This window comes from Pedobacter kyonggii (assembly GCF_004310665.1).
Taxonomy (GTDB): Bacteria; Bacteroidota; Bacteroidia; order Sphingobacteriales; family Sphingobacteriaceae; genus Pedobacter; species Pedobacter kyonggii.
Map to the genome: position 1 here is coordinate 53,031 of NZ_SIXF01000015.1, position 20,886 is coordinate 73,916.

Sequence of the window (20,886 nt, forward strand, 5' to 3'; positions counted from 1 at the left end):
GTTTGGAGTTGTGAGCTTGGAGTTTTCCACTCATACGCCAAACTTTTAACTCCCAACTCCAATCTTTTAACTCCAAACTCAAATGCGTAACCTTTGGATTTTCATCAGCAGATATAACGCATTTTTTTTATTTATCATTTTTTTTATCGTAGGGATCTATCTAACGGTGAAAAATAACTCCTATCAGCGTAGCGTAACTTTAAACTCAAGCAATGAGGTAGTGGGTACCGCATACGAAAGGTTAAATGTTTTTAAACGATACTTAAACTTGGGCATGGTTAACGATAGCCTTGCGGCCGAAAATGCCAAGCTTAAAAGCCAGTTGCTGGGATTAACTACGGTAGATACGACCAAAGATGTTAAAGTAGTAGATACGGTTACCAATCAACAATACACTTACTTGGCTGCCAAAGTGGTTAAAAATTCGATCACTTTACGCAATAACGTAATGACTATTAATAAAGGTACTGTTGACGGCATTAAAAGCGGCATGGCCGTTATTGCGCCTCAACGCGGAGTGGTTGGTTTTATTCGTGACGTTTCTGCACATTTAGCAACCATTCAATCGCTATTGCATAAAGACACTAAGATTAGTGTAACCTTGAAAAAGAATCATGTTTTCGGCTCACTGGTTTGGGGCGACGGAAATTTCGATATTAAAAAGGCATTTGTTAAAGAGGTACCCAACCACATTAAAATGTATGTTGGCGATAGTGTTATTACTTCGGGTTACGGGTCTTTTCCTGCCGGAATTTTAGTCGGAAAAATCAGCAAGGCAAATGTAGCTACCAATGATAATTTCTTATCAGGAGAATTGAATTTATTTACAGATTTTAGCACATTGCAATATGTATATGTGGTTAAAGATAAAAAAGCCGAAGAGCAAAAGGCTTTGGAAAGCTTAGTTAAACCGAATGAATAGTAGAATCATAATTGTAAATGTGATCAGGTGGTTTTTACTCCTTTTTGTGCAGATCTTCCTGCTCAAAAATATGGGCTTTTATGATCTTTCCACACCATTTATCTATGTGCTGTTTTTGCTCTTGCTTCCATTCGGGATCCCCAATATTTTGCTGTACTTATTGGCTTTTGGGACAGGTTTAACACTCGATGCTTTTTACGATACTATGGGCGTACATGCTACGGCTTGCGTGGTATTGGCTTTTGTAAGGATTTCCTTTATATCGATAAGTTTAAACCGGGACGCAATTGACGACCCAGAACCATCGTTAAGTTATATGGGTTTCCAATGGTTTTCACTTTATGCTTTTCTTTGCGTTGTTGCACACCACCTGGTGCTGTTCTTTTTAGAAACATTTAGGCTAACCGAAATTGGTTATACCTTAATGAGATGCGGCTTAAGTTGTATCTTTACACTGCTTATTATTTTATTGGTAGAGTTTATATTCTATAGAAGAACACCACGCTAATGGATCAATTATTTAACCGAAAATATATCGTTCAAGGATTATTTATTGTAATCGCCCTGATTTTATTGGGGAAGTTATTTTATATCCAGATTATTAGCGATGCGGCTTTCGTTTCTGCGGAGAGTAATGTTTTACGCAAAATCTATAAGTACCCTGCCCGAGGTGCCATTCTAGACCGGAACATGAAGGTAATTGTACAAAATGAACCTGTGTACGACTTAATGGTTACGCCAAATGAAGTAAAACCTTTTGATACCCTGGCACTTGCACAAGCTTTAGACATTACTTTTGAGGATGTTCGGAAAAACCTTAAAAAAGCAAGGGGAAAATCGAGTTATCAGGCTACCCCTTTCCTCAAACAGATTTCTGTTCAAAGTTATGCCCGCCTTCAGGAAACACTTTACCGTTTTCCGGGCTTTAGAACACAAGACAGAACCATCAGACATTATCCGGATAGTGTTGGCGGGCAATTATTTGGCTATGTAAAAGAAGTAAGCCCCACCGATATCGAAAAATCTGAAGGCTTTTACAAACCTGGCGATTATAAGGGTAAAAGTGGTTTAGAGTTTTCTTATGAAGAAACTTTAAGGGGCGAAAAAGGTGTAATTAATACGGTATACGATGCGCACAATACCCCACAAGGAAGTTATGCTAATGGTAAATATGATGTAAACGCGGTTTCGGGAGAAAGATTGATCTCAGGGATTGATATGCGGATTCAAAAACTCGGTGAGGAATTGATGATGAACAAGGTTGGGGCAATTGTAGCTATCGAACCCGCTACCGGAGAAATTCTTTCATTGGTAAGCAGTCCGGGATATGATCCAAATCTTTTGGTTGGCAGAAACCAAGGGAACAATTACATGGAATTTATTGTGGGTAATCCATACCGCCCATCTTTAGTAAGGCCAATAATGGGTTACTATCCCCCAGGATCGTCATTTAAGCCAGTTGATGCGCTAATCGGATTACAAGAAGGCGTAATAGATCCCAATACCACATTCTTTTGTCCGCACTATTATCAGGCTGGAAATAGAAAAATTAAATGCGAACACTTTGATGGTTCCATTTCGCTGAGAAGAGGTATTGCCCGTTCCTGCAACACTTACTTTTGTTATGTTTTTCAGAAGCTGATTACCAAAAACGGGATGAAAAACCAAAGACAAACCTATCAGGAATGGCGTGATAAGGTGGCCAAGTTTGGTTTTGGATCAAAGCTCGACATTGATATGCCCTATGAAAGAAAAGGCTATTTTTATACCGCAGACCACTACGATAAAATTTATGGCAAAAGATGGGGGTACACCAATGTAATTTCGCAGGCTATTGGTCAGGGTGAGATTACCGCTACCCCATTACAAATGGCAAATGCCATGGCTATTATTGCTAACCGTGGTTATTACATTAAACCTCACTTAATTAAAGGTATAGGTGATAAAAATCTGGTTAAAAAAGAATATGTAGTTAAAAATTATGTAGGGGTAGATGCCAGACATTTCGAACCTGTGATTGATGGTATGCAGGATGCGGTAAACAGCAGCTGGGGAACCGCCATACTGTCACGGATTCCTGATATAGTACTTTGCGGAAAAACAGGAACGGTACAAAATCCGCATGGCAAAAACCACTCTGTATTTATAGGCTTTGCGCCTAGGGATAATCCGAAAATTGCCATCGCCGTAATTGTAGAAAATGCGGGTTTTGGTAGTACATACGCAGCGCCGATAGCCAGTTATATGATCGAAAAATATCTGAAAGGTAGTGTTAGTGGTGGAAGAGCTGCTCAGGTAGAGTGGATGAAGAATCAAAACCTGCTTCCTTTATTAATCGACAAAACAAAAAAGATCAAATTAACGAAGGCAGATAGTCTGTTGCTTAAAAAAGCAGATTCAACCAAAAGGATAAAAGATAGTTTGAGAATTAAATCGGCAACGATAAAACAAACGGTTACGACAAAACCTAAAGAATTAAAAACAGCAATAACCGATAAACCTGTAATCCAGAAATAAAATGCAGCAGCAACAGGGAAACCGTTTTTTCTTTAATGTAGATTGGATTACTGTTTTAATCTATATTGCCTTATGCGCTATTGGTTTTATCAATATTTATGCTTCTGTTCCACCAGAGCAAACCGCTGTGTTTGGCTTTAGCACGCTTTATGGCAAACAGCTCATTTATATCATCACTGGTTTAATTTTAGGCTTATCTATTTTATTGTTTGATGGGAGGCTTTTCAATGTCTTCTCGCCCTTTATTTATGGCGGCACATTATTGTTGTTAATGGCCGTATTGGTAATTGGGAATAAGGTGGCCGGGAACCAGGCATGGATTGCAATAGGCTCTTTTAAACTTCAACCTGCCGAATTTGCCAAGTTTGGCACAGCCTTGCTTCTTGCAAGATATGTAGGCGCATTTAACCCTAAATTCCGCGATGTTAAATCAATCATGATTGCTGGATTAATCGTGGGCGCACCGCTATTATTAATTATGCTTCAGCCCGATACTGGTTCAGCATTGGTGTTTCTTGCATTTATGTTCCCGTTGTACCGCGAAGGTTTATCAGGTTACTTTCTATTGATATTTTTGGGAATGATTGTGCTCTTTATTGCCGATTTCTTGGTGCCTACCTATATCTTGATCATCATTATTACCACAATTGCCGGTCTTTTCATTTACAATAACAGAAGAAAACAAAAAATAATCTTCTCTACTATTTTGGTAACCATTTTCGCTATTGGCTATCTGTTTTTAATAAAAATTGCCTACGAAAAAGTTTTAGCTCCTCACCAACGTAGCCGTATCGAATTAATGTTAGGGCTTAAAACCGATAATAAAGGTGCAGGTTATAATGTAATTCAATCGCAGATTGCTATAGGCTCAGGTCAGGGAACCGGCCGTGGATTTTTACAGGGCACACAAACTAAATATGGTTATGTACCTGAGCAAAGCACCGATTTCATCTTTTCTACCATCGGCGAAGAATGGGGATTTATGGGCTGTTCTGTAGTGATAGGTTTGTATATGTTCCTGCTACTCCGATTGGTTAATTTAGCAGAAAGGCAACGATCTACATTCTCTAGGGTGTATGGCTATAGCGTAGCTTGTATTCTCTTTTTCCACATTTTTATTAATATTGGAATGACCATTGGCATTATTCCCGTAATTGGAATCCCGTTGCCCTTAATTAGTTACGGAGGATCGTCGTTATGGAGTTTTACGATCTTACTGTTCATCTTTTTAAAGCTGGATTCTAACCGGATGGGATTTATTTAGTCCTAAGTCTGGAGTCGATATATCAACCGAGACGCGTCATCCTAAATTTATTTCAGGATCTAAATGAGTGATCCTGAATAAATTTTAACCGGCATTACAAATGTCAATTTCATTCATCCCCGTTATTCCAAAGGAATCACTTTGTGACAAACGAGGACGATCTTGAGTTTGCTTTTATCGGGTTTAGGTGGGCAGTTCTGTGTTACTGTTTTGCATTAATAAACCCAACTTAACGGAAATCCTTTTTGGGAAAAATCGTATTTTTTATTAAAGATAAATTTACAAAAAGATTGAAGTGATGGTGGGACTACAGCACCAATGAAATGCTGAACAATCATTTCCTAACCATTTACAAAATTTAATTGTTGATGTCAAAGGACATGCGTCATCCTATTCCAAATGTTCGGGATCTGGAATATAAATGAGAGATTCTGAATAGACTTTTATAAGGCATTACCAATGCCAATCTCGTCCATCCTCGTTATTCCAAAGGAGTCACTTTGTGACAAACGAGGACGATGCATGATAGATACTGACCTGTAGCGAAGCGGAAAGCTACGCAGTAAAACAAATCCTATAGCTATCGGATCAGTATGACCACGCGCGAAGTAACACCATTCGACAAACCGCCAAGCGCCTATCGCTACCGTTCTATTTGCTAAACCTTCGGTTCAACAACTCGTAAAACTGATCAACCGTCGCCTGTTTATTGGCCCAGTTATTTTTTGCCGCATAATTATTCTGAAGAAAACCATCTGCCGCTTCGAAACTGCTCATCTTATTTATGATATCAATTACTTCCGAATAGGCCAGATTATACCCATTAAAAAGATCTTTGATAAAAAGTAACTTTTCATTTAAACTAATCGCCTGCTTTAAATCGGCGATAGGTGCTTTAACAGGCTCATCACTTTTACCATTTGTTTTGGCAAGCAGATCATTTAAACTTGGTGCAGGTTTAGCGGCATCTGGTTGTGGAGCTGGTTTTACCGGAACAGCTTCAGGCTTAAATAAAGGGCGCTCCTGTTCAACATGTGGTGAAATAATGGGATCATCCAGCTTCACATCTTTCAGTACCTCGATAGGCTCACTTGGCGCAGCAACCGGTTCCACTTCTTTAACAACTGCAACAGGTTCTTCTTCGGCAATTACTAAAGGTTCTTCCTCTTCTTCCTGCGGAATTAAAAAAGGTTCAGGACCAATTTCATCCTCTTCAGTTGGCACAGGCTCTTCCTGAACAGATAAAGTTTCTTCCTTTTGGTGAATTATCTTTTTACGCGCTAAAATTTCGGCCTCTTCTTTACTTAAAGGACGATCGAAAATTTCTTCAACAGATTTCGCTTCATAATCAAACTGATCGTTTTCATCGTGTGTACCCAATACAAATTCAAAAGTATGGTCATCCTGGTCGGGCTTAAAGAAATCTTTATTCAAAAGCGAGGCTGCTTTTTCTTCTTCAATATTTTCATCATCCAGCACTTCCTGCTCAGGCTTTACATCTACACGTTCTTCTTCTTCCTGGGCGGTAGCCACTTCTTCCAGTTCCTGAGGTTCAAAACTCTCCTCCTCTTCCGCATAGCTTTTTTCAGCTTCAGGTAAGATAATAGTGTTCTGTTCTGCCAACAAAGCATGATTCCCTGGCTCAGCAGTCTTATTTTCAACTATAGTATTTAATTTTTTGACAATATTAACATGATCGGAAAGGAAATGGGCATTGGCCAGAAAAAGCTCAAGTTCCAAATCGTTTAATTGCTGAGGGTTTTGAGCTAGAAACTGATATTGCTCATTTAATTCTGTTAAAATGCTGCCGATCTTTCTGAAAATATCCTGTTGGTTCATCATAAAATTAAAACGAATTTTTAGTCGATTTATGTTGGTAACTATGTGTTCAAAAATAACATATAATTCTCATTTAATTTCATTCGGTAATATTATAAAAAGCATAATTAAGTAGTTCTGTTTATTATAACAGAAAATTTATAAAGAATGTTTAATTGCTCAGTCACCGATTCAATATATGATCAAATTATTATATTAGTAATATGAAATTTAAATACGCCCTCATCATTTCAAGCTTAGTTTTGGCCACTTCCTGTTCAGATACTAAACAGAAGACCTTTCCTAGCTTGGCAATCCTTCAAGAGACACTAAAGTTAAAGCCAGCGTTAAAAACACCATACTTCAAAAAACTAGGTTACGAATTTAAAAAAGGCGACTCTATTAACTTAACCTATAAACATATTGGGCAAAATGATACAAGCTCGTATCGTATAGCCGATCTGTCTACCTCTAATGCATGCTTATATACCACTACTAATAGAAATGAGTTAGAGTCCATTGTTAAAGAGGCAAAATCAAAGGGTTTCGTTCAAGAGGTAAAGGATAAAGGAGTAACCGGCTATAGGAATGACAGTCAGATTCTTTTTGTTACAGACACCGTTAAGCAGGGAAAAGAAATACTTAATTTGAGTTTGATACAATTGAGTATAAAAAAACCTTAAAGTGAATTGGGAATAACTAAAAATACACCAACGATTCTATGATTTTTGGCTTCCATTGAGATTACCTCATATTAGTAACCTCTTTAAATTTAATTTTCTAATGTTTTATTTGGTCTTTATTCTAAATCTGTTAGGAACAAAACCGAAATTACCGCTAAATCATATTTATGAAATGATGTATTTTTACTAAGTTTATTAATAAAACAAAAAACAACTATGCTCTCAACAACTTGCGCAATCATGTTTGGTATACCTGAAATCTTAATACTTTTACTGGGTATATTGATTTTCTGGTCGGTAGCCAATTTTGGAAAAAACACTTCTTTAGGATTCTGGAGTTCACTATTACTAGCGATATTCACAACGCCCGTTATTGCCTTTTTAATTATTTTGATTTTTTTTAGAAAAAAATAAAGGCTAATTCCCACACAGAAAGGAGCTTTGCACGTAAAATTGGCTTTTAAAAGTCATGAGTCTTTATTTTTAACTTTTTTTGATTACAAAATTCTCATATTTGTTCGGTTTAAAAATTATAGAACGGACATAGGGGAATAAAAAAACAGGCATGTTATTTAGCGAACAAAATTTTAGAAGAAGGGGCGAATTTTCGGGAAGTATAGAAGTGGTATGTGGCTCTATGTTTTCTGGTAAAACGGAAGAGCTGATCCGCAGGTTAAAAAGAGCCCAGATTGCTAAACTGAATGTCGAAATTTTTAAACCCCGCACCGATACCCGCTACCATGAAACTGCTGTTGTTTCGCACGATTTAAACTCGATAAACTCTACCCCCGTTGATAGCGCTTCGGCCATTTTACTGCTTGGTACCAATACACAGGTGGTTGGTATAGATGAAGCTCAGTTTTTTGATGATGAACTGCCTGATGTTTGCAACAAACTCGCCCTTAAAGGCATACGCGTTATTGTTGCAGGCCTTGATATGGATTTTACGGGTAAACCCTTTGGCCCTATGCCAGCCTTAATGGCCATTGCCGAACATGTTACCAAAGTAAATGCCGTTTGTGTTTGTTGTGGAAACCCTGCCCTTTACAGTTACCGAACCGTTGCTGATGAAGCAACCGTTTTATTGGGTGAAAAGGAAAGTTATGAGCCACGATGCAGGGCTTGCTATAATCTCGGCAAGGGATAACACCATTCTTGATTAATCTGTAGCTTTAAGCTGCACTTAAATATTGATATGGATAAACAATTTAAAATTAATGCTTTTAAAACTGGTTTAGCAAAATTCGTAACTTTCGAAGAAAGCGAATGGGAAATCTTAACTCAGTACCTAAGTTTTTCTAGCCTAAAGAAAAAGGAACATTTTGTAACTGAAGGAAAAGTATGCGATTATATTGCCTTTATTATCCAGGGTGCTGTAAGGCATTATCATGTTAAAGACGGACAGGAAATTACAGGTTATTTTTGTTTTGAAAACGAGCTGGTAAGTGCCTATAAAAGCTTTGTAAGAAGGGTACCGAGTATAAACTTTATTCAGGCCTTGGAGGAAACCCAACTTGTTCTTATTGCTTACGCTGATCTTCAGAAAATGTTAAACCACCCCGTGCTGGCGCTGAAAATGGAACGGTTTGGCCATCTGGTTGCTGAATATTACATCTGCTGTTTTGAAGACCGCCTTAATGCTTTTGTTACCCAAAGCCCCGAAGAGCGCTATACTGAGATTGAAAAAACTGCAAAAGATATTTTTCAGCGCGTTCCACAGCACTATATCGCCAATTTTTTAGGTATCACCCCTGTTTCACTCTCGCGTATCCGTAAACGCACACTCATTTTAAAGGATTAAGTTAATCCTTATCTTTTGTTAACGTTTTTATGGTTTAATGCCGCATAACTTTGAACTAATCAAAAACGAAGATATGCACACTATACTTGGCGCCGGCGGACCAACAGCAAACGCACTAACAAGAGAATTAACCAATACTAACGAAACCATTAGATTAGTTAGCCGAAAACCAATTTCTACAAGCAACCCAAATGTAAGCTGGGTTAAGGCCGACCTATTAAATGAAGTTGAACTTTTTGCAGCGGCCGAAGGTTCGAAAGTAATATACCTGTGCGCTGGTTTGGTTTACGATGCCAAAATATGGCAGCAACAGTGGCCGGTTATTATTCAAAATGTGATTAACTTAACTAAACGTACTGACGCAAGGTTAATATTTTTTGATAATGTTTATATGTATGGGCTAGTAAACGGCCCAATGACGGAAGATACACCCTACCATCCATGTAGTTTAAAAGGAGAAGTAAGGGCAAAAGTAGCCGAACAATTAATGAACGAATCGAAAGCGGGCAATATAAATGTAACCATTGCCCGAGCTGCAGATTTTTACGGCGCAGATTCGATGAACAGCTTCTTTGACATGATGGTGCTCGATAAATTTGCCAAGAAGAATAGGGCCCAATGGATCGGAGACCCGAATACGCTACACAGTTTTACTTATATTGAAGATGCTGGAAAAGCTTTATTTCTGTTAGGACAAACACCTGATTCTGGCAACCTGATATGGCACCTACCCACTGCAGCTCCTTTAAAAGGAAAAGCTTTTATAGAAATGGCTGCAAAGATTTATGAAACCAAGCCTCAATACTCAATCATTAATAAACTGATGCTACGCTTAGTAGGTTTATTTAAAAAGGTAGTTGCGGGCACTGTAGAAATGTACTACCAGTATGATCATGATTATCATTTCGATTCTACCAAATTTGAAAAGGCATTCAATTTCAAACCTACACCTTATTATGATGGTATTTTAAAGCTATCGAAAACCATGTATAAAAAGCAGAATTGACATGAATCATGGCAAATTATAAAGCTAACTATTTATCTTTAGCGCAAATGATTTCAGATAATACAACACATAAAACCGTATCAATTTTAGGCTGTGGCTGGTTCGGGCTGGCTTTAGCCAAAAAACTGATCGGCTCAAATTATACCGTTAAGGGTTCTACCACAAGTCAGGGGAAACTAGCAATACTTCAGGTCGAAAATATACAGCCATTTTTAGTCAACTTTACGGCGGAAGCGGTTGTGGCTGATCCAAGATTTTTTGAGGCCGATACCTTGTTTATCTGTATTCCGCCAAAGCGCAATTCGACTGAACTTCTTGATTACCCCCAAAAGATCAATTCAATTTTGACTGCTGCGAAAGACAAATCGAAGCATGTGGTGTTGATCAGTTCGACGAGTGTTCACGCTGATGAAAACAAAATAGTAAATGAAACCAGCGAGCCACATCCCGATACGGATTCAGGAAAAGTCGTTTTAGCTGCAGAAATTCTATTTAAGCAACTACTCCCCGAAAACTGCACCGTGATCCGCTTTGCAGGCTTAATTGGCCCTGACCGTAACCCAGGGAGATTCTTTGCTGGAAAAAGTAATGTGCCGAATGGTTTAGCTCCTGTAAACTTAATTCACCAAACAGATGCTGTAGGGATTGCAATTAAACTTTTAGAAAAACAGGCATTCGGCAGAACTTACAATGCCTGTTCGCCAAACCATCCTGCAAAAATGGAATTTTATACTAATGCGGCTAAAAGCACGGGGCTTGCAGCACCTGATTTTATTGCAGAGAAGAAAGATTGGAAAATTGTAGAGAGTATTAATGTGCCAGAATTTTTGGGTTATAAGTTTGAGGTTGGGATTTAAATGCTCGCCTTAGCGGAGGTGCATTTAACTTGCAGCGTCATTCCCAACTTGATTGGGAATCGTAATGCAATAAGCTTTAAAATTTCCACCTGCGTGGGAATAACGACCGATTTTTGAAATCCACGTTGATCTCTTTATTTACACCGCGGATGACTTAACTCAGCAGACCCAATAACTCTTTCTTGGTCAAGTTTTTAAATAAACTTCCATCAGTCTGGATCAGATCCTTAACCAGGTCTTTTTTCGTGGCCTGAAGTTTCATAATTTTCTCTTCAATGGTATCAGGGCAGATTAAACGCACAGCCATCACATTTTTATGCTGGCCAATCCGATATGCCCGATCTATAGCCTGGTTTTCTACCGCAGGGTTCCACCATGGGTCTACCAGGTAAACATAATCGGCTCCGGTAAGGTTCAATCCTGTTCCTCCGGCCTTTAAACTGATCAGGAAAACCGGAATATCGGCGTTTTGTTGAAATGAGCTAACTACTTCGGCTCTTTTACGGGTTTGCCCGGTAAGATATTCGTATTTAATGCCACGGTTTTCCAATTGCTTTTTAATCAGATCCAGCATGGTTACAAACTGAGAAAAAACCAGGATTTTATGTTTTCCGGCTTTGCTTTCAATCTGCTCCATCAATACATCAATTTTTGAAGAAGCCTGTAAATACGATTTTCCATCAGCCAATAATGCCGCCGAATTGCAGATCTGTCTTAAAGTGGTAATACTTTTCAGCACATGCATCGAACTTTTAGGCAGCTCATCTTCCTGTTTGCCCAGAATAAAATCTTGAATTTCCTTTTTGTTCGCTTCGTACACTTCACGCTGCTCCACTCCCATTTCACAATACAGTACAATTTCCGTTTTATCAGGAAGTTCTTTCGCCACCTGTTCTTTTGTCCTGCGGAGAATAAATGGCCTTATTTTTCTTTGAAGCTCTTCTGCCCTTCTACTATCCTTAAACTGGTCGATCGGGGTTGAATATAAATCGGCAAACTGCTGTTTACTGCCAAACAAACCCGGACAAGCGAATGACAGCTGCCCGTACAAATCAAAGGTATTGTTCTCTATCGGCGTTCCCGTCATGGTTACTTTATTCCTCGATTGCAGCATCCGAACCGCTTTATAACGTTGCGAATCTGGGTTTTTGATCAGCTGCGATTCATCTAAAAAGATATAGTTAAAGCGATAATCTTTTAAAAAACGGATATCAGAAAGCAGCGTTCCGTAAGAGGTTAAAATGATTTCGTAATCATCGAAAGTATCAGTTGTTTTGGTACGTTCGCCAGCATAAATGGTTTTTACCTTTATAGATGGTGCAAACTTCTCTACTTCGGCCTTCCAGTTAAATATTAACGAAGCCGGAACCACGACCAGATTTGTATTGTGTTTTACTTTTTCGCGCTGTGATAAAATGAAAGCCAAAACCTGAATGGTTTTACCCAGTCCCATATCATCAGCCAAACAAGAACCAAAGTTAAAATCATCCAAAAAATTGAGCCAGTTTAAGCCGTCTTTCTGGTAATGGCGTAAAGTTGCTGTTAAACCTTTTGGTACTTCCACTTCCTGAATCGAATCTGTCCCTTCAAATTTCTGTTTGTAAAGTTTCAATTCGTTCTTTACATCACCATCCAATAAAGCATCTTCATAAAGCTCGTTTATAGAAGCAAACTTAATTTTTGGCGTAAGAATGGTATCTTCGGTTACTTCACCTGCACTAAAATAAGCGGCAAATTTTTCGATCCATTCATGAGGTAATATGCCCTGGGTTCCATCATCAAGCGTTACAAACTTACTTTTGTTCCTGATCGATTTATGCAGATGCTTCAACGCAACCTGTTGTTTGCCAAACTTCACTTTTACTTTAGTTTCGAACCAATCTGTCCCACTTAAAACCTCGATATTAATTTTAGCCTGAAATTCGCTCAGTTTATTGTTTTTTAGTTGGTTGAAACCTAAAATATGAATGCCTTTATTCCGCCATACCTCAAAAGCTTCTAGAAACCAGGCTTCTTCCAGAAACCGTTTGCGATGCAGGTAAAAAGAATCGTTGGTTTCCTGATCGTAGAAATAAGGATGCTGTTTCAATACATTTCCGATAAACTGAAGCTCAGCCTTTTCATCACGGTGCAAGGTAAAAAGGTTTCCTAATTTATCCTGCGCCTGGATCTGTTTTTTAGACAGTACAGGTATTTCTAAATTGCCATAGCGCATTACCGGCGTAAGGAGAATATAATCTTCAGATTCTGACAGGTAGATCAATTGTTCATTTTCGAGATCAAAACCTTTTTCTTCGATCTGGCTTTTGGTAGCAGGTTTCAAATAAGAATAATCGACATGGATACTCCCCTCTAAAGGTACCAAAATAACCTTTTGAAACTCGGGATACTTTATTTTGTGCAGGATTAATCTGTTGCTCTGCTTTTTGAAAAAGCCGATTACGCGTAGAAAATCGAGTCTGCCAATTAAGTATAGCTGATCTTTAAGTTTAACAAAATACTGGTGCACCAATACCAGGTTGTCCAGCTCGTAAGATTTCCCCTCAATGATCAGCCGCCCGGTAATTTCGTAATAATCATCACGTTGGTTTACCGAAAGACGCAGGTCTACTTCTAATAAATGAACATCAACTGCTGTAATGGTCGACGCTTGAATAGCGACAGATTGCCTACTATCCTGCAGGTAAAAAGGGATCTGTTCAGGGTTTTTAACGATCGCTTTTAAGGCTTCGATCTCCGCCTCGCTTTGATCGCTATTGTAATTCTGTTGAAAAGTGGTAATGCCGCTATAAAACTTTATCTGATTATTATCATTTGTTTTAAACAAGAAATCAGCCGGATTGATGCCTTTTATCGGATTTTTAACCTTACCACTTTTAGTAGTATCAGCCTCAAATAACTCTACTGTTAAATTGTTGTAATAGCGGTGTTGCCCAAAAACCAGGATCATTTTACCCTGGTCGTTTTTAGCCTGTACTCTTGTTTTAGCTTTAGTTGCCGGAAGTAAAAGTTCCTGTAAATTTTGCTGGGCTTCTTTATTGAATGGCTGGAGGGCATCCATTTTTGGCTTGATTTCAACCTGACCAGTTTCGTAGCTCAGGTTAAAAAGAAGATCGAGGTTTTCTTCCTTTTCTAAACCATAGTCAACTGCTATTTTTAAAAGCTTTTGCTTCCGCAGGTTACTATCAAAGAAAATAAGCAGATCCTGGCGTTGAAGAATATTGTATAAAACCCTTGCCTGATGTTCGCAAAGTTTATGCTTCGGCGTGGCACAACGACAAGAAAGTTTTACGGAGTTTGAGTGCTGCTGTACCTGAACAATTGGGAAGGGTAATCCAGAGGCCTCATCACTAAAGGCTGCAAAATCGATTTCAATCTGCTCCGGAAACAGCTGGTAAAAGCCCTTAACATCAGTATGGATTAATCCGCTTAAATGTTTGAGGATAACAATCTGGCTCAGATTTTTCAGGTTAAAATCTTTTAAGATATAATCGTAAGGATTTTGTTCTGATACTGGATGCGCGGTTACCTGTTCACTCATTTAAACTAAAATAGCTAAGTGATAAAAGTAATCATTAATAAGTTTTAGCTAAAACCTCTTTTTAGGTTTTTATGCACAATTAATTAAGTAACTTTAATATTGATGAGTTCCATTGTAGTGTTGTCATCTCCTGGAGCACAGCGAAACGGAGAGATCTATGAGCTGTACTAATAGATTTCTCGGCTGCGCTCGAAATGACGAGCCTCCTATTTTAAAGCGATTTACGCAAGTTCAAATAAAAAGGCACTGCTATCTTTTCAGTTTTTCCGTTGAGAATAAATTCAGCAGCTTGAGCACCCAATTCGCTAAAATCAGTTGAAATGGTAGTAATCCCATCCAAAATAATCTTTTTTAAAGGTGTTTCGTTATAAGAAATTACACCAACATCTTTCCCGATTTTAAGTTTTTGGGCAATTAAACGTTCAATGAGGGTTACCAGGTCATCTTCCATCAGGTTAATGTACACCTCACCAGGATTAATTTCTTCGTCTTTAATGTTATGGATTACTTTATGATCAAAAGCATATTGCTGGCAGAACCTATAAAAACCAGTTAGTATTTCGTGCGGAAAATAGCTGTTTTTTGGGAAGATAATTTTTAAGGTCCGGTAATGAGAAAGCCGGTCTAAAGCCTGTTCTAAAGCCGCGTAAATATCCTGTGCAAAGTTTTCATAAGCCGCAGCATAATCGCCTGTTACGCCTGGCAACAATTTATCAAGAATGACTAACTTTTCTTTGGGAATGGTATTGATAATTTCGTGTGCATTTTCTCCTCCTTCTAAAAAATGTGGAATAATTACAAAGTGCGAATAATCATCACGTTTGGTAACAATCATTTTTTTAAACAGTGCGAAATCGTTGTTGTAGATATAAAAATCTATCGCAGCACGCTCGCCCAATGTTTTTGTAAATGAATCGTAAATGATTTTTTTGTGCGTACTGAGTTTATTAAAAAGCAGACAGACTTTTAGTTTACGCGAGAAATCGGTATTGATAATGAAATAACCCTTTCCTGGTACAGAATCTACCACCCCCAGTTTCCGAAGGTTACGGTAACCTTTTTCGGCGGTATCTCTAGACATTTCCAGGCTGAAACTCAGCTCGTTTATTGAGGGCAATAAACTATTTTTCAGAAGTTTACCACTTTCAATTGCGGCCAAAATAGCATTGGTTAGCTGCTTGTATTTTGGCGTCGACGAATACTCGTCGACGTTAATGTAGGGGATTAAATCTTCTGGTTTCAAAATGGTTATATTGATATAGGAAATTCTAATATAAGGAAATTCCTAAAAATCTAATGTACGTTGTATGGCAGAATAGTATTTTAACTGGATCATATCCGTTGGTGCCGGATTTTCGTTCCAGGCATCATTTATCGCTAAAGCCGTTCCTATTGCCGTAGCCTGCGAAACTGAAGAGGCATAAACCTCAATATCCGGGATAGAAGTAGCTAGCAGGTGCATATAAATCGCATTTTTACCAAAACCACCATCTACGAAAATTCTTTTCACGCCTGCATTTAAAATCAGCTTTAACGAGTAAATCTGCTGTTTGATCAGATCAAAAATCAATTGATGATAGGCTTCTTCTGCTGTTTGAAAGAGATTCAGATCGCGCTCCGGGAAAGCAGAATTTGCTGAAAAGCCCTGTTGTTCCTGTTGGTTTTCCGGAATTTTATTGGCCAGTTTCAAAATCATTGAAGGGTTAAACTTCAAATGTTTAAACAGATAGGCCGCACGATCGAAATGTTCTGCTATGCGCTTAAGCTGTACCTCGTGCTCATAACCTGCAAAAATACGCGAAGCCTTAACCGCCTTGCCTTTAAAATGCATGTAACACAGGCAATCCTGTTTAAGTTCTTCAGCAGTTAATGGTTCCTGGTTAAAAGGGTTTAAACTGATGCACCAGGTTCCTGTTGAAATGAGTACAAAAGGTGTGTTAAAATTCGCCAGATAAGGAATCAGCGCTGCAGAACTATCATGTAGGCCAACTCCAACTTTTATGTCATTCCCTTCAAAACTAGTTTTCAGGCTGGAATCTGCAGGGGTAAATGCACCAAATTTCTTGTCGATTTTTTCGGCAGTAACCCAGTTGTGGTATTCACTTTTATTGAAATCCCAAAGCTGGGTATGGCAGCCTATACTGGTAATATCGGCCACGGCCTTACCCGTAATTAAATAACTTAAATATTGAGGCAGGTGTAAAGCCCACTTCACTTTTTTAAATATTTCGGGCTTTTCGTTTTTCAGGCGATACAATTGCATCCCTGAATTTAAGCTGCCCAAAATTGGCGAGGCCGTTTCTAACGAAATCTTCTCCTCACCTCCATATTTTGCATAAAAAGCTTTTTTAAGCGCTTCGGGGTATTCTTTTAAATAGTTATAAAGTGGTGTTAGGGGATCTCCGTTTTCATCGAGATAAACAAAACTGGCACCATAAGTAGAAAAGTTTATGGCCTTAACATCGAACTCTTTCAACTGCAAAACCTGATGCAGCGAATCGTAAACTGATGAACGCAGGCTTTCGAGATTTTCGCATGGTTCGCCATCCTCATCAACTGTTTCTACAAAACGTGCAGACCGTTCGTAAACAATACTGTAGTTTTCATCAATCAGAAACAGTTTTTTATTCGTTTTCCCAACATCAAATATGGCAATAACAGGTTTAGGCATTTCTATTTCTCTATTTACAAACCTGTGGCAACAGTATTTCCGCGGTGATTAACTAACTTATTTCTAACTTCTAAACCGCGGTATAAATCGATTGGTGATAAAGCTGCTCCGGCCCTTAATCTGGCTTCGGCTACTAAAGCCCTTAAATCGCTCCGGAAAGTATTTTGTAAAATTTCCTGTGCTTTGGCTACGTCGTTGTTGTTCTGCGCTTCGTTTAATGCTTTTCTATCAACCAATAAAGCCTGTGCGTAGGCAATCATAATGGCTTCCACTGATTGTAATAAATCCTCTAATGGGTCTTTCACATTGTGTGAAGCATCGATCATCCAACCTAAATCTTTTGCATGGTTCATCCCTTTTGCATCCATACCTTCTACCAGCTCGTTAAAAATCAGGAACAATTGGTAAGGTTTAATACTTCCCGCAGTTAAATCATCATCGCCGTATTTAGAATCATTAAAGTGGAAACCACCCAATTTTCCTTCCATTAACAATAAAGCAACAATCTGCTCGATGTTTGCATTAGGCAAGTGGTGACCTAAATCAACCAAAGTATAAGCTTTTTTACCCAGTTTGCCCGCATATAACAGTGATTGTCCCCAGTCTCCAACCGTAGTTGAATAAAAATTAGGTTCAAAGGCTTTGTACTCCACAAACATTTTCCAATCTTCTGGCAGTGCTGAATAAATTTCTTGCAGGCTTTCTAATGTATTTTCGAAAGCTTTGCGGAAATTAAGCTGACCAGGGAAACAAGAACCATCGGCTAGCCAAACAGTTAATGCATCAGACCCAAGCGCAATACCGTGTTTAATTACCTCGATATTATGTTCAATTGCCTGTTTACGGATGTCTTTATTTACATTCTGTAACGAACCAAATTTATAGCTATGTGCAGAACCTTTCTGATCTTGAAAGGTATTTGAGTTCATGGCATCGAATTTTAAACCATAGCCAGATGCCAAAGTTTTTAACGCTTCTGCATTTTGAGGGATATCCCAAGGGATGTGAAGCGAAATTGCGCCACTTGCACCGTTAAGGGCATGAAGCAGACCAACATCTTCAATTTTTTCTTCAATGGTACGTGGTTCACCGCCAGTAATGGCAAAGCGGCCAAAACGTGTTCCACCTGTACCTAAAGCCCAGCTTGGAATGGCAATCTGAAAATCAACCAATTTCTGGATTACGCTTTCTACATCAACGTGCGCCCAATCTTCTTTTAAAAAAGAAAGTTTGCGCTGATGCGAGGTTAAAAGGGAGTCGTTATGTTTTTCTATCTGGTTCTGCTCGATATTCATAAGAATATTTGGTTTATTAGGTTAATCATTGCGGCGATACAATCGCCATTCTCGCTCATCGCCGTTTCAAACGAGGACGATTATAAAAAAAAATTAAAGTCATTTTCGATCTGCGCAAGGCACAGACCGATTAAACAACCCACTAAAACTCAATTTGTCCGCTTTAGTCCATGTCTCAACAGACTACTTTTTTTAGCCACAGATTTACACAGATAAACACGGATTTTGTATCTGTGTGCATCCTTTTTATCTGTGGTTAATATTTTTTAATTCGCCTACTCTTATCGCCGTGGTCTGTGTCCCCACAGACCACTAATTTAATTATTCGTTTCGGTCTGAGGGGACACAGACCGAGGAACAAATTGTTATTATTTCTCTTTGTATTATCTTACAAATGCCATGGCTACTCCGCCGTCAACATTTAAAACATTTCCAGTTGATTTTTGCAGCAAGCCACCTACAAAAGCGAAACAGGCATTGGCAATATCATCCGGTAATATGATCTGGTTCAATAAGGTACGTTTGGCGTAATAAGCCGGTAGCTCTGCAACGGTAATTCCATAAGCTTTTGCACGGCCTTCTGCCCAACCGCCTGCCCAGATATTGCTATCACTGATTACAGCATCAGGGTTAACCACATTTACACGGATATTATCGGCTCCCAATTCTGCAGCATTTAACCTGCTCAAATGTAACTGAGCAGCTTTTGCACTGCCATAACCGGCATTGTTAGGTCCGCTTACCAGGGCGTTCTTACTTACAATATTAATGATATCGCCACCAATATCCTGCTTTTGCATCGTATTTGTTGCAGCCTGAGTGATAAAAAACTGACCTTTTACCAAAACATCATATAATAAGTCCCAATCCTTCTCGGTATGATCGGCAATGGTTTTAGAAATCGATAATCCTGCATTGTTTACAATAATATCTACTCCACCAAAAGCCAAAGCTGCCGAATCGAAAGCTTGTTTAATATCTGCTTCGCTGGTTACATTTAAAATTGCGGTACTATAAGAATCTTTACCATACAGGCTCGCAAATTCCTTACCTGCTTCTTCCAAACGCTCGGCATTCATATCGTTTAAAATCACCACACCACCTTCTGCAACAAACTTTTTAGCAATTGCTTTACCTATACCACCTGCACTACCGGTTATCAAAGCAATTTTACCTGTTAAAGGTTTTGGCTTAGGCATGCGCTGTAACTTCGCTTCTTCCAACAACCAATATTCGATGTTAAAAGCTTCCTGATGCGGCAATGAAGTATATTCTGAAACGGCCTCTGCCCCTTTCATTACGTTAATGGCATTGATATAGAATTCTGCAGCCACTCTTGCGGTCTGTTTATCTTTAGAGAAGGTAAACATGCCAATTCCAGGGTATAAAATAACCACCGGGTTGGTATCGCGGATAGCCGGACTGTTTGGGTGTTTACAGGCTTCGTAATAAGCCGTGTACATTGCCCTATATGCTTCGAAAGCAGGCTCTAAAGTTTCTTTTAGTGCTTTAACATCCGATAAATCGGCATCGCTGGCTAAAGTTAATACCAGCGGACTAATTTTAGTCCTTAAAAAGTGATCAGGACAGCTTGTGCCCATTGGTGCAAGGCGATCAAGATCGTTAGAATTGATGAATTCTAAAACACGGGTGTCGTCGGTAAAATGACCGATCATGTGCTGTTTAGAAGAACATAAACCACGCAAAACAGGTGCTAAAGCAGCCGCTTGTTGTTTACGCTGATCTGATGCGGCACTTTCAATCTTTTGTCCGCCAAAAACAGGACCTTTTTTACCATAGTTCTGGTTAAGGTAATCAGAACAGATTTCGATAACTTCTAAGGTATTCAGGTAACTTTCATAAGCTGTATCACCCCAGGTAAACAAACCGTGTGAGCCCAACATAATTCCACGGATACCTGGGTTTTCATCTAAACATTGCTTTAATTGTAGGCCTAGTTCGAAACCAGGTTTTTTCCATTCTACCCAGCCTATCGTTCCGCCAAATAATTCTTCGGTAATTTTTTTACCGTCTTTAGCCGCAGCGATGGCAATGGCCGCATCTGGATGCAAGTGATCGATATGTGCAAATGGTAGAAAACCATGCAAAGGGGTATCTATTGATGGTGCTTTAGAGCTTAAATCGAAAATACAGTGGTTAAACAGTTCAACCATTTCATCTTCGTGTTCTACACCACGGTAAATATTTTTCAGACTACGCAAACGATCAACATATAATGCTGCAAGACCACTTTTCTTTAAGGTACCTAAATCGCCACCTGAACCTTTTACCCACATTACTTCGGTTTCTAGGCCGGTAAGCGGATCTTTTTCCAATACTTTACACGAGGTATTTCCACCTCCATAATTGGTTAAGCGTAAATCTGCACCCAATAAATTTGAGCGATAAATTAAGAGGGCAACTTCATCACCAGCAAGTTTTGCGGCTTCCTCTTCATCCCACAAATAGCTTACGTGCTTATAACTTTTCGTATCGATTGACATTCTTATA

General features: G+C 38.8%; 16 protein-coding genes. 9 read left to right on the forward strand and 7 right to left on the reverse strand.

Annotation, left to right across the window (positions count from 1 at the left end):
* Positions 1 to 82 precede the first annotated feature (82 nt).
* The 4 genes from mreC to rodA are packed head-to-tail and all read left to right on the forward strand — an operon-like array spanning position 83 to position 4,703.
* On the forward strand, positions 83 to 922 hold the full coding sequence (gene mreC, locus EYS08_RS15465) for a rod shape-determining protein MreC (RefSeq protein WP_131030883.1): 840 nt from the start codon (positions 83 to 85) through the stop codon (positions 920 to 922).
* Complete coding sequence (locus tag EYS08_RS15470) at positions 915 to 1,430, forward strand: hypothetical protein (RefSeq protein WP_029277298.1); 516 nt, start codon at positions 915 to 917, stop codon at positions 1,428 to 1,430. The genes mreC and EYS08_RS15470 overlap by 8 nt, the downstream gene beginning before the upstream one ends.
* Positions 1,430 to 3,439, forward strand: a complete 2,010-nt coding sequence (gene mrdA, locus EYS08_RS15475) for a penicillin-binding protein 2 (protein ID WP_131030884.1) — start codon at positions 1,430 to 1,432, stop codon at positions 3,437 to 3,439. Before EYS08_RS15470 ends, mrdA begins: the two co-directional genes overlap by 1 nt.
* A gap of 1 nt (position 3,440) precedes the next feature.
* A complete protein-coding gene (gene rodA, locus EYS08_RS15480) occupies positions 3,441 to 4,703 on the forward strand; it encodes a rod shape-determining protein RodA (RefSeq protein ID WP_131030885.1) in 1,263 nt (420 codons plus the stop codon).
* 651 nt (positions 4,704 to 5,354) lie between these two features.
* Here rodA and EYS08_RS15485 read toward each other — a convergent pair.
* Entirely contained in the window at positions 5,355 to 6,545 is a 1,191-nt protein-coding gene (locus EYS08_RS15485; RefSeq protein ID WP_131030886.1) for a hypothetical protein, read from the reverse strand.
* A gap of 200 nt (positions 6,546 to 6,745) precedes the next feature.
* Here EYS08_RS15485 and EYS08_RS15490 point away from each other — a divergent pair, with 200 nt between their 5' ends.
* Positions 6,746 to 7,204 carry a hypothetical protein gene (locus tag EYS08_RS15490; protein ID WP_131030887.1) on the forward strand — a complete coding sequence of 153 codons (459 nt, stop codon included), beginning with the start codon at positions 6,746 to 6,748 and terminating at the stop codon, positions 7,202 to 7,204.
* Positions 7,205 to 7,320: 116 nt separating this feature from the next.
* Here EYS08_RS15490 and EYS08_RS15495 read toward each other — a convergent pair whose 3' ends face one another.
* Positions 7,321 to 7,632, reverse strand: a complete 312-nt coding sequence (locus EYS08_RS15495) for a hypothetical protein (RefSeq protein WP_131030888.1) — start codon at positions 7,630 to 7,632, stop codon at positions 7,321 to 7,323.
* A 137-nt stretch (positions 7,633 to 7,769) separates the two neighbouring features.
* Here EYS08_RS15495 and EYS08_RS15500 point away from each other — a divergent pair, with 137 nt between their 5' ends.
* The 4 genes from EYS08_RS15500 (at position 7,770) to EYS08_RS15515 (ending at position 10,868) form a co-directional block, all read left to right on the forward strand.
* The gene (locus EYS08_RS15500) at positions 7,770 to 8,351 is read left to right on the forward strand and encodes a thymidine kinase (protein WP_051691820.1); all 582 of its coding nucleotides are present in this window, start codon (positions 7,770 to 7,772) and stop codon (positions 8,349 to 8,351) included.
* Between the two features lie 48 nt (positions 8,352 to 8,399).
* On the forward strand, positions 8,400 to 9,005 hold the full coding sequence (locus EYS08_RS15505) for a Crp/Fnr family transcriptional regulator (protein WP_131030889.1): 606 nt from the start codon (positions 8,400 to 8,402) through the stop codon (positions 9,003 to 9,005).
* 73 nt (positions 9,006 to 9,078) lie between these two features.
* Positions 9,079 to 10,011: an NAD-dependent epimerase/dehydratase family protein gene (locus EYS08_RS15510; protein ID WP_165456478.1), complete on the forward strand. Its 933-nt coding sequence runs from the start codon at positions 9,079 to 9,081 to the stop codon at positions 10,009 to 10,011.
* Positions 10,012 to 10,019: 8 nt separating this feature from the next.
* On the forward strand, positions 10,020 to 10,868 hold the full coding sequence (locus tag EYS08_RS15515; protein ID WP_131030891.1) for a Rossmann-fold NAD(P)-binding domain-containing protein: 849 nt from the start codon (positions 10,020 to 10,022) through the stop codon (positions 10,866 to 10,868).
* A 154-nt stretch (positions 10,869 to 11,022) separates the two neighbouring features.
* Here the strand turns inward: EYS08_RS15515 and EYS08_RS15520 are convergent, their stop codons facing one another.
* The 5 genes from EYS08_RS15520 to EYS08_RS15540 all read right to left on the reverse strand — a co-directional run bounded on the left by EYS08_RS15520 (position 11,023) and on the right by EYS08_RS15540 (position 20,879).
* The gene (locus EYS08_RS15520) at positions 11,023 to 14,409 is read right to left on the reverse strand and encodes a DEAD/DEAH box helicase (RefSeq protein WP_131030892.1); all 3,387 of its coding nucleotides are present in this window, start codon (positions 14,407 to 14,409) and stop codon (positions 11,023 to 11,025) included.
* A 211-nt stretch (positions 14,410 to 14,620) separates the two neighbouring features.
* Positions 14,621 to 15,652, reverse strand: coding sequence for a GntR family transcriptional regulator (locus EYS08_RS15525; protein WP_131030893.1), 1,032 nt, complete (start codon positions 15,650 to 15,652; stop codon positions 14,621 to 14,623).
* A 42-nt stretch (positions 15,653 to 15,694) separates the two neighbouring features.
* On the reverse strand, positions 15,695 to 17,080 hold the full coding sequence (locus EYS08_RS15530; RefSeq protein WP_131030894.1) for an FGGY-family carbohydrate kinase: 1,386 nt from the start codon (positions 17,078 to 17,080) through the stop codon (positions 15,695 to 15,697).
* A gap of 14 nt (positions 17,081 to 17,094) precedes the next feature.
* Positions 17,095 to 18,375 (reverse strand): sugar isomerase, encoded by a 1,281-nt coding sequence (locus EYS08_RS15535; RefSeq protein WP_131030895.1) that lies wholly within the window; start codon positions 18,373 to 18,375, stop codon positions 17,095 to 17,097.
* 383 nt (positions 18,376 to 18,758) lie between these two features.
* Positions 18,759 to 20,879 (reverse strand): bifunctional aldolase/short-chain dehydrogenase, encoded by a 2,121-nt coding sequence (locus EYS08_RS15540; RefSeq protein ID WP_131030896.1) that lies wholly within the window; start codon positions 20,877 to 20,879, stop codon positions 18,759 to 18,761.
* Positions 20,880 to 20,886 lie beyond the last annotated feature (7 nt).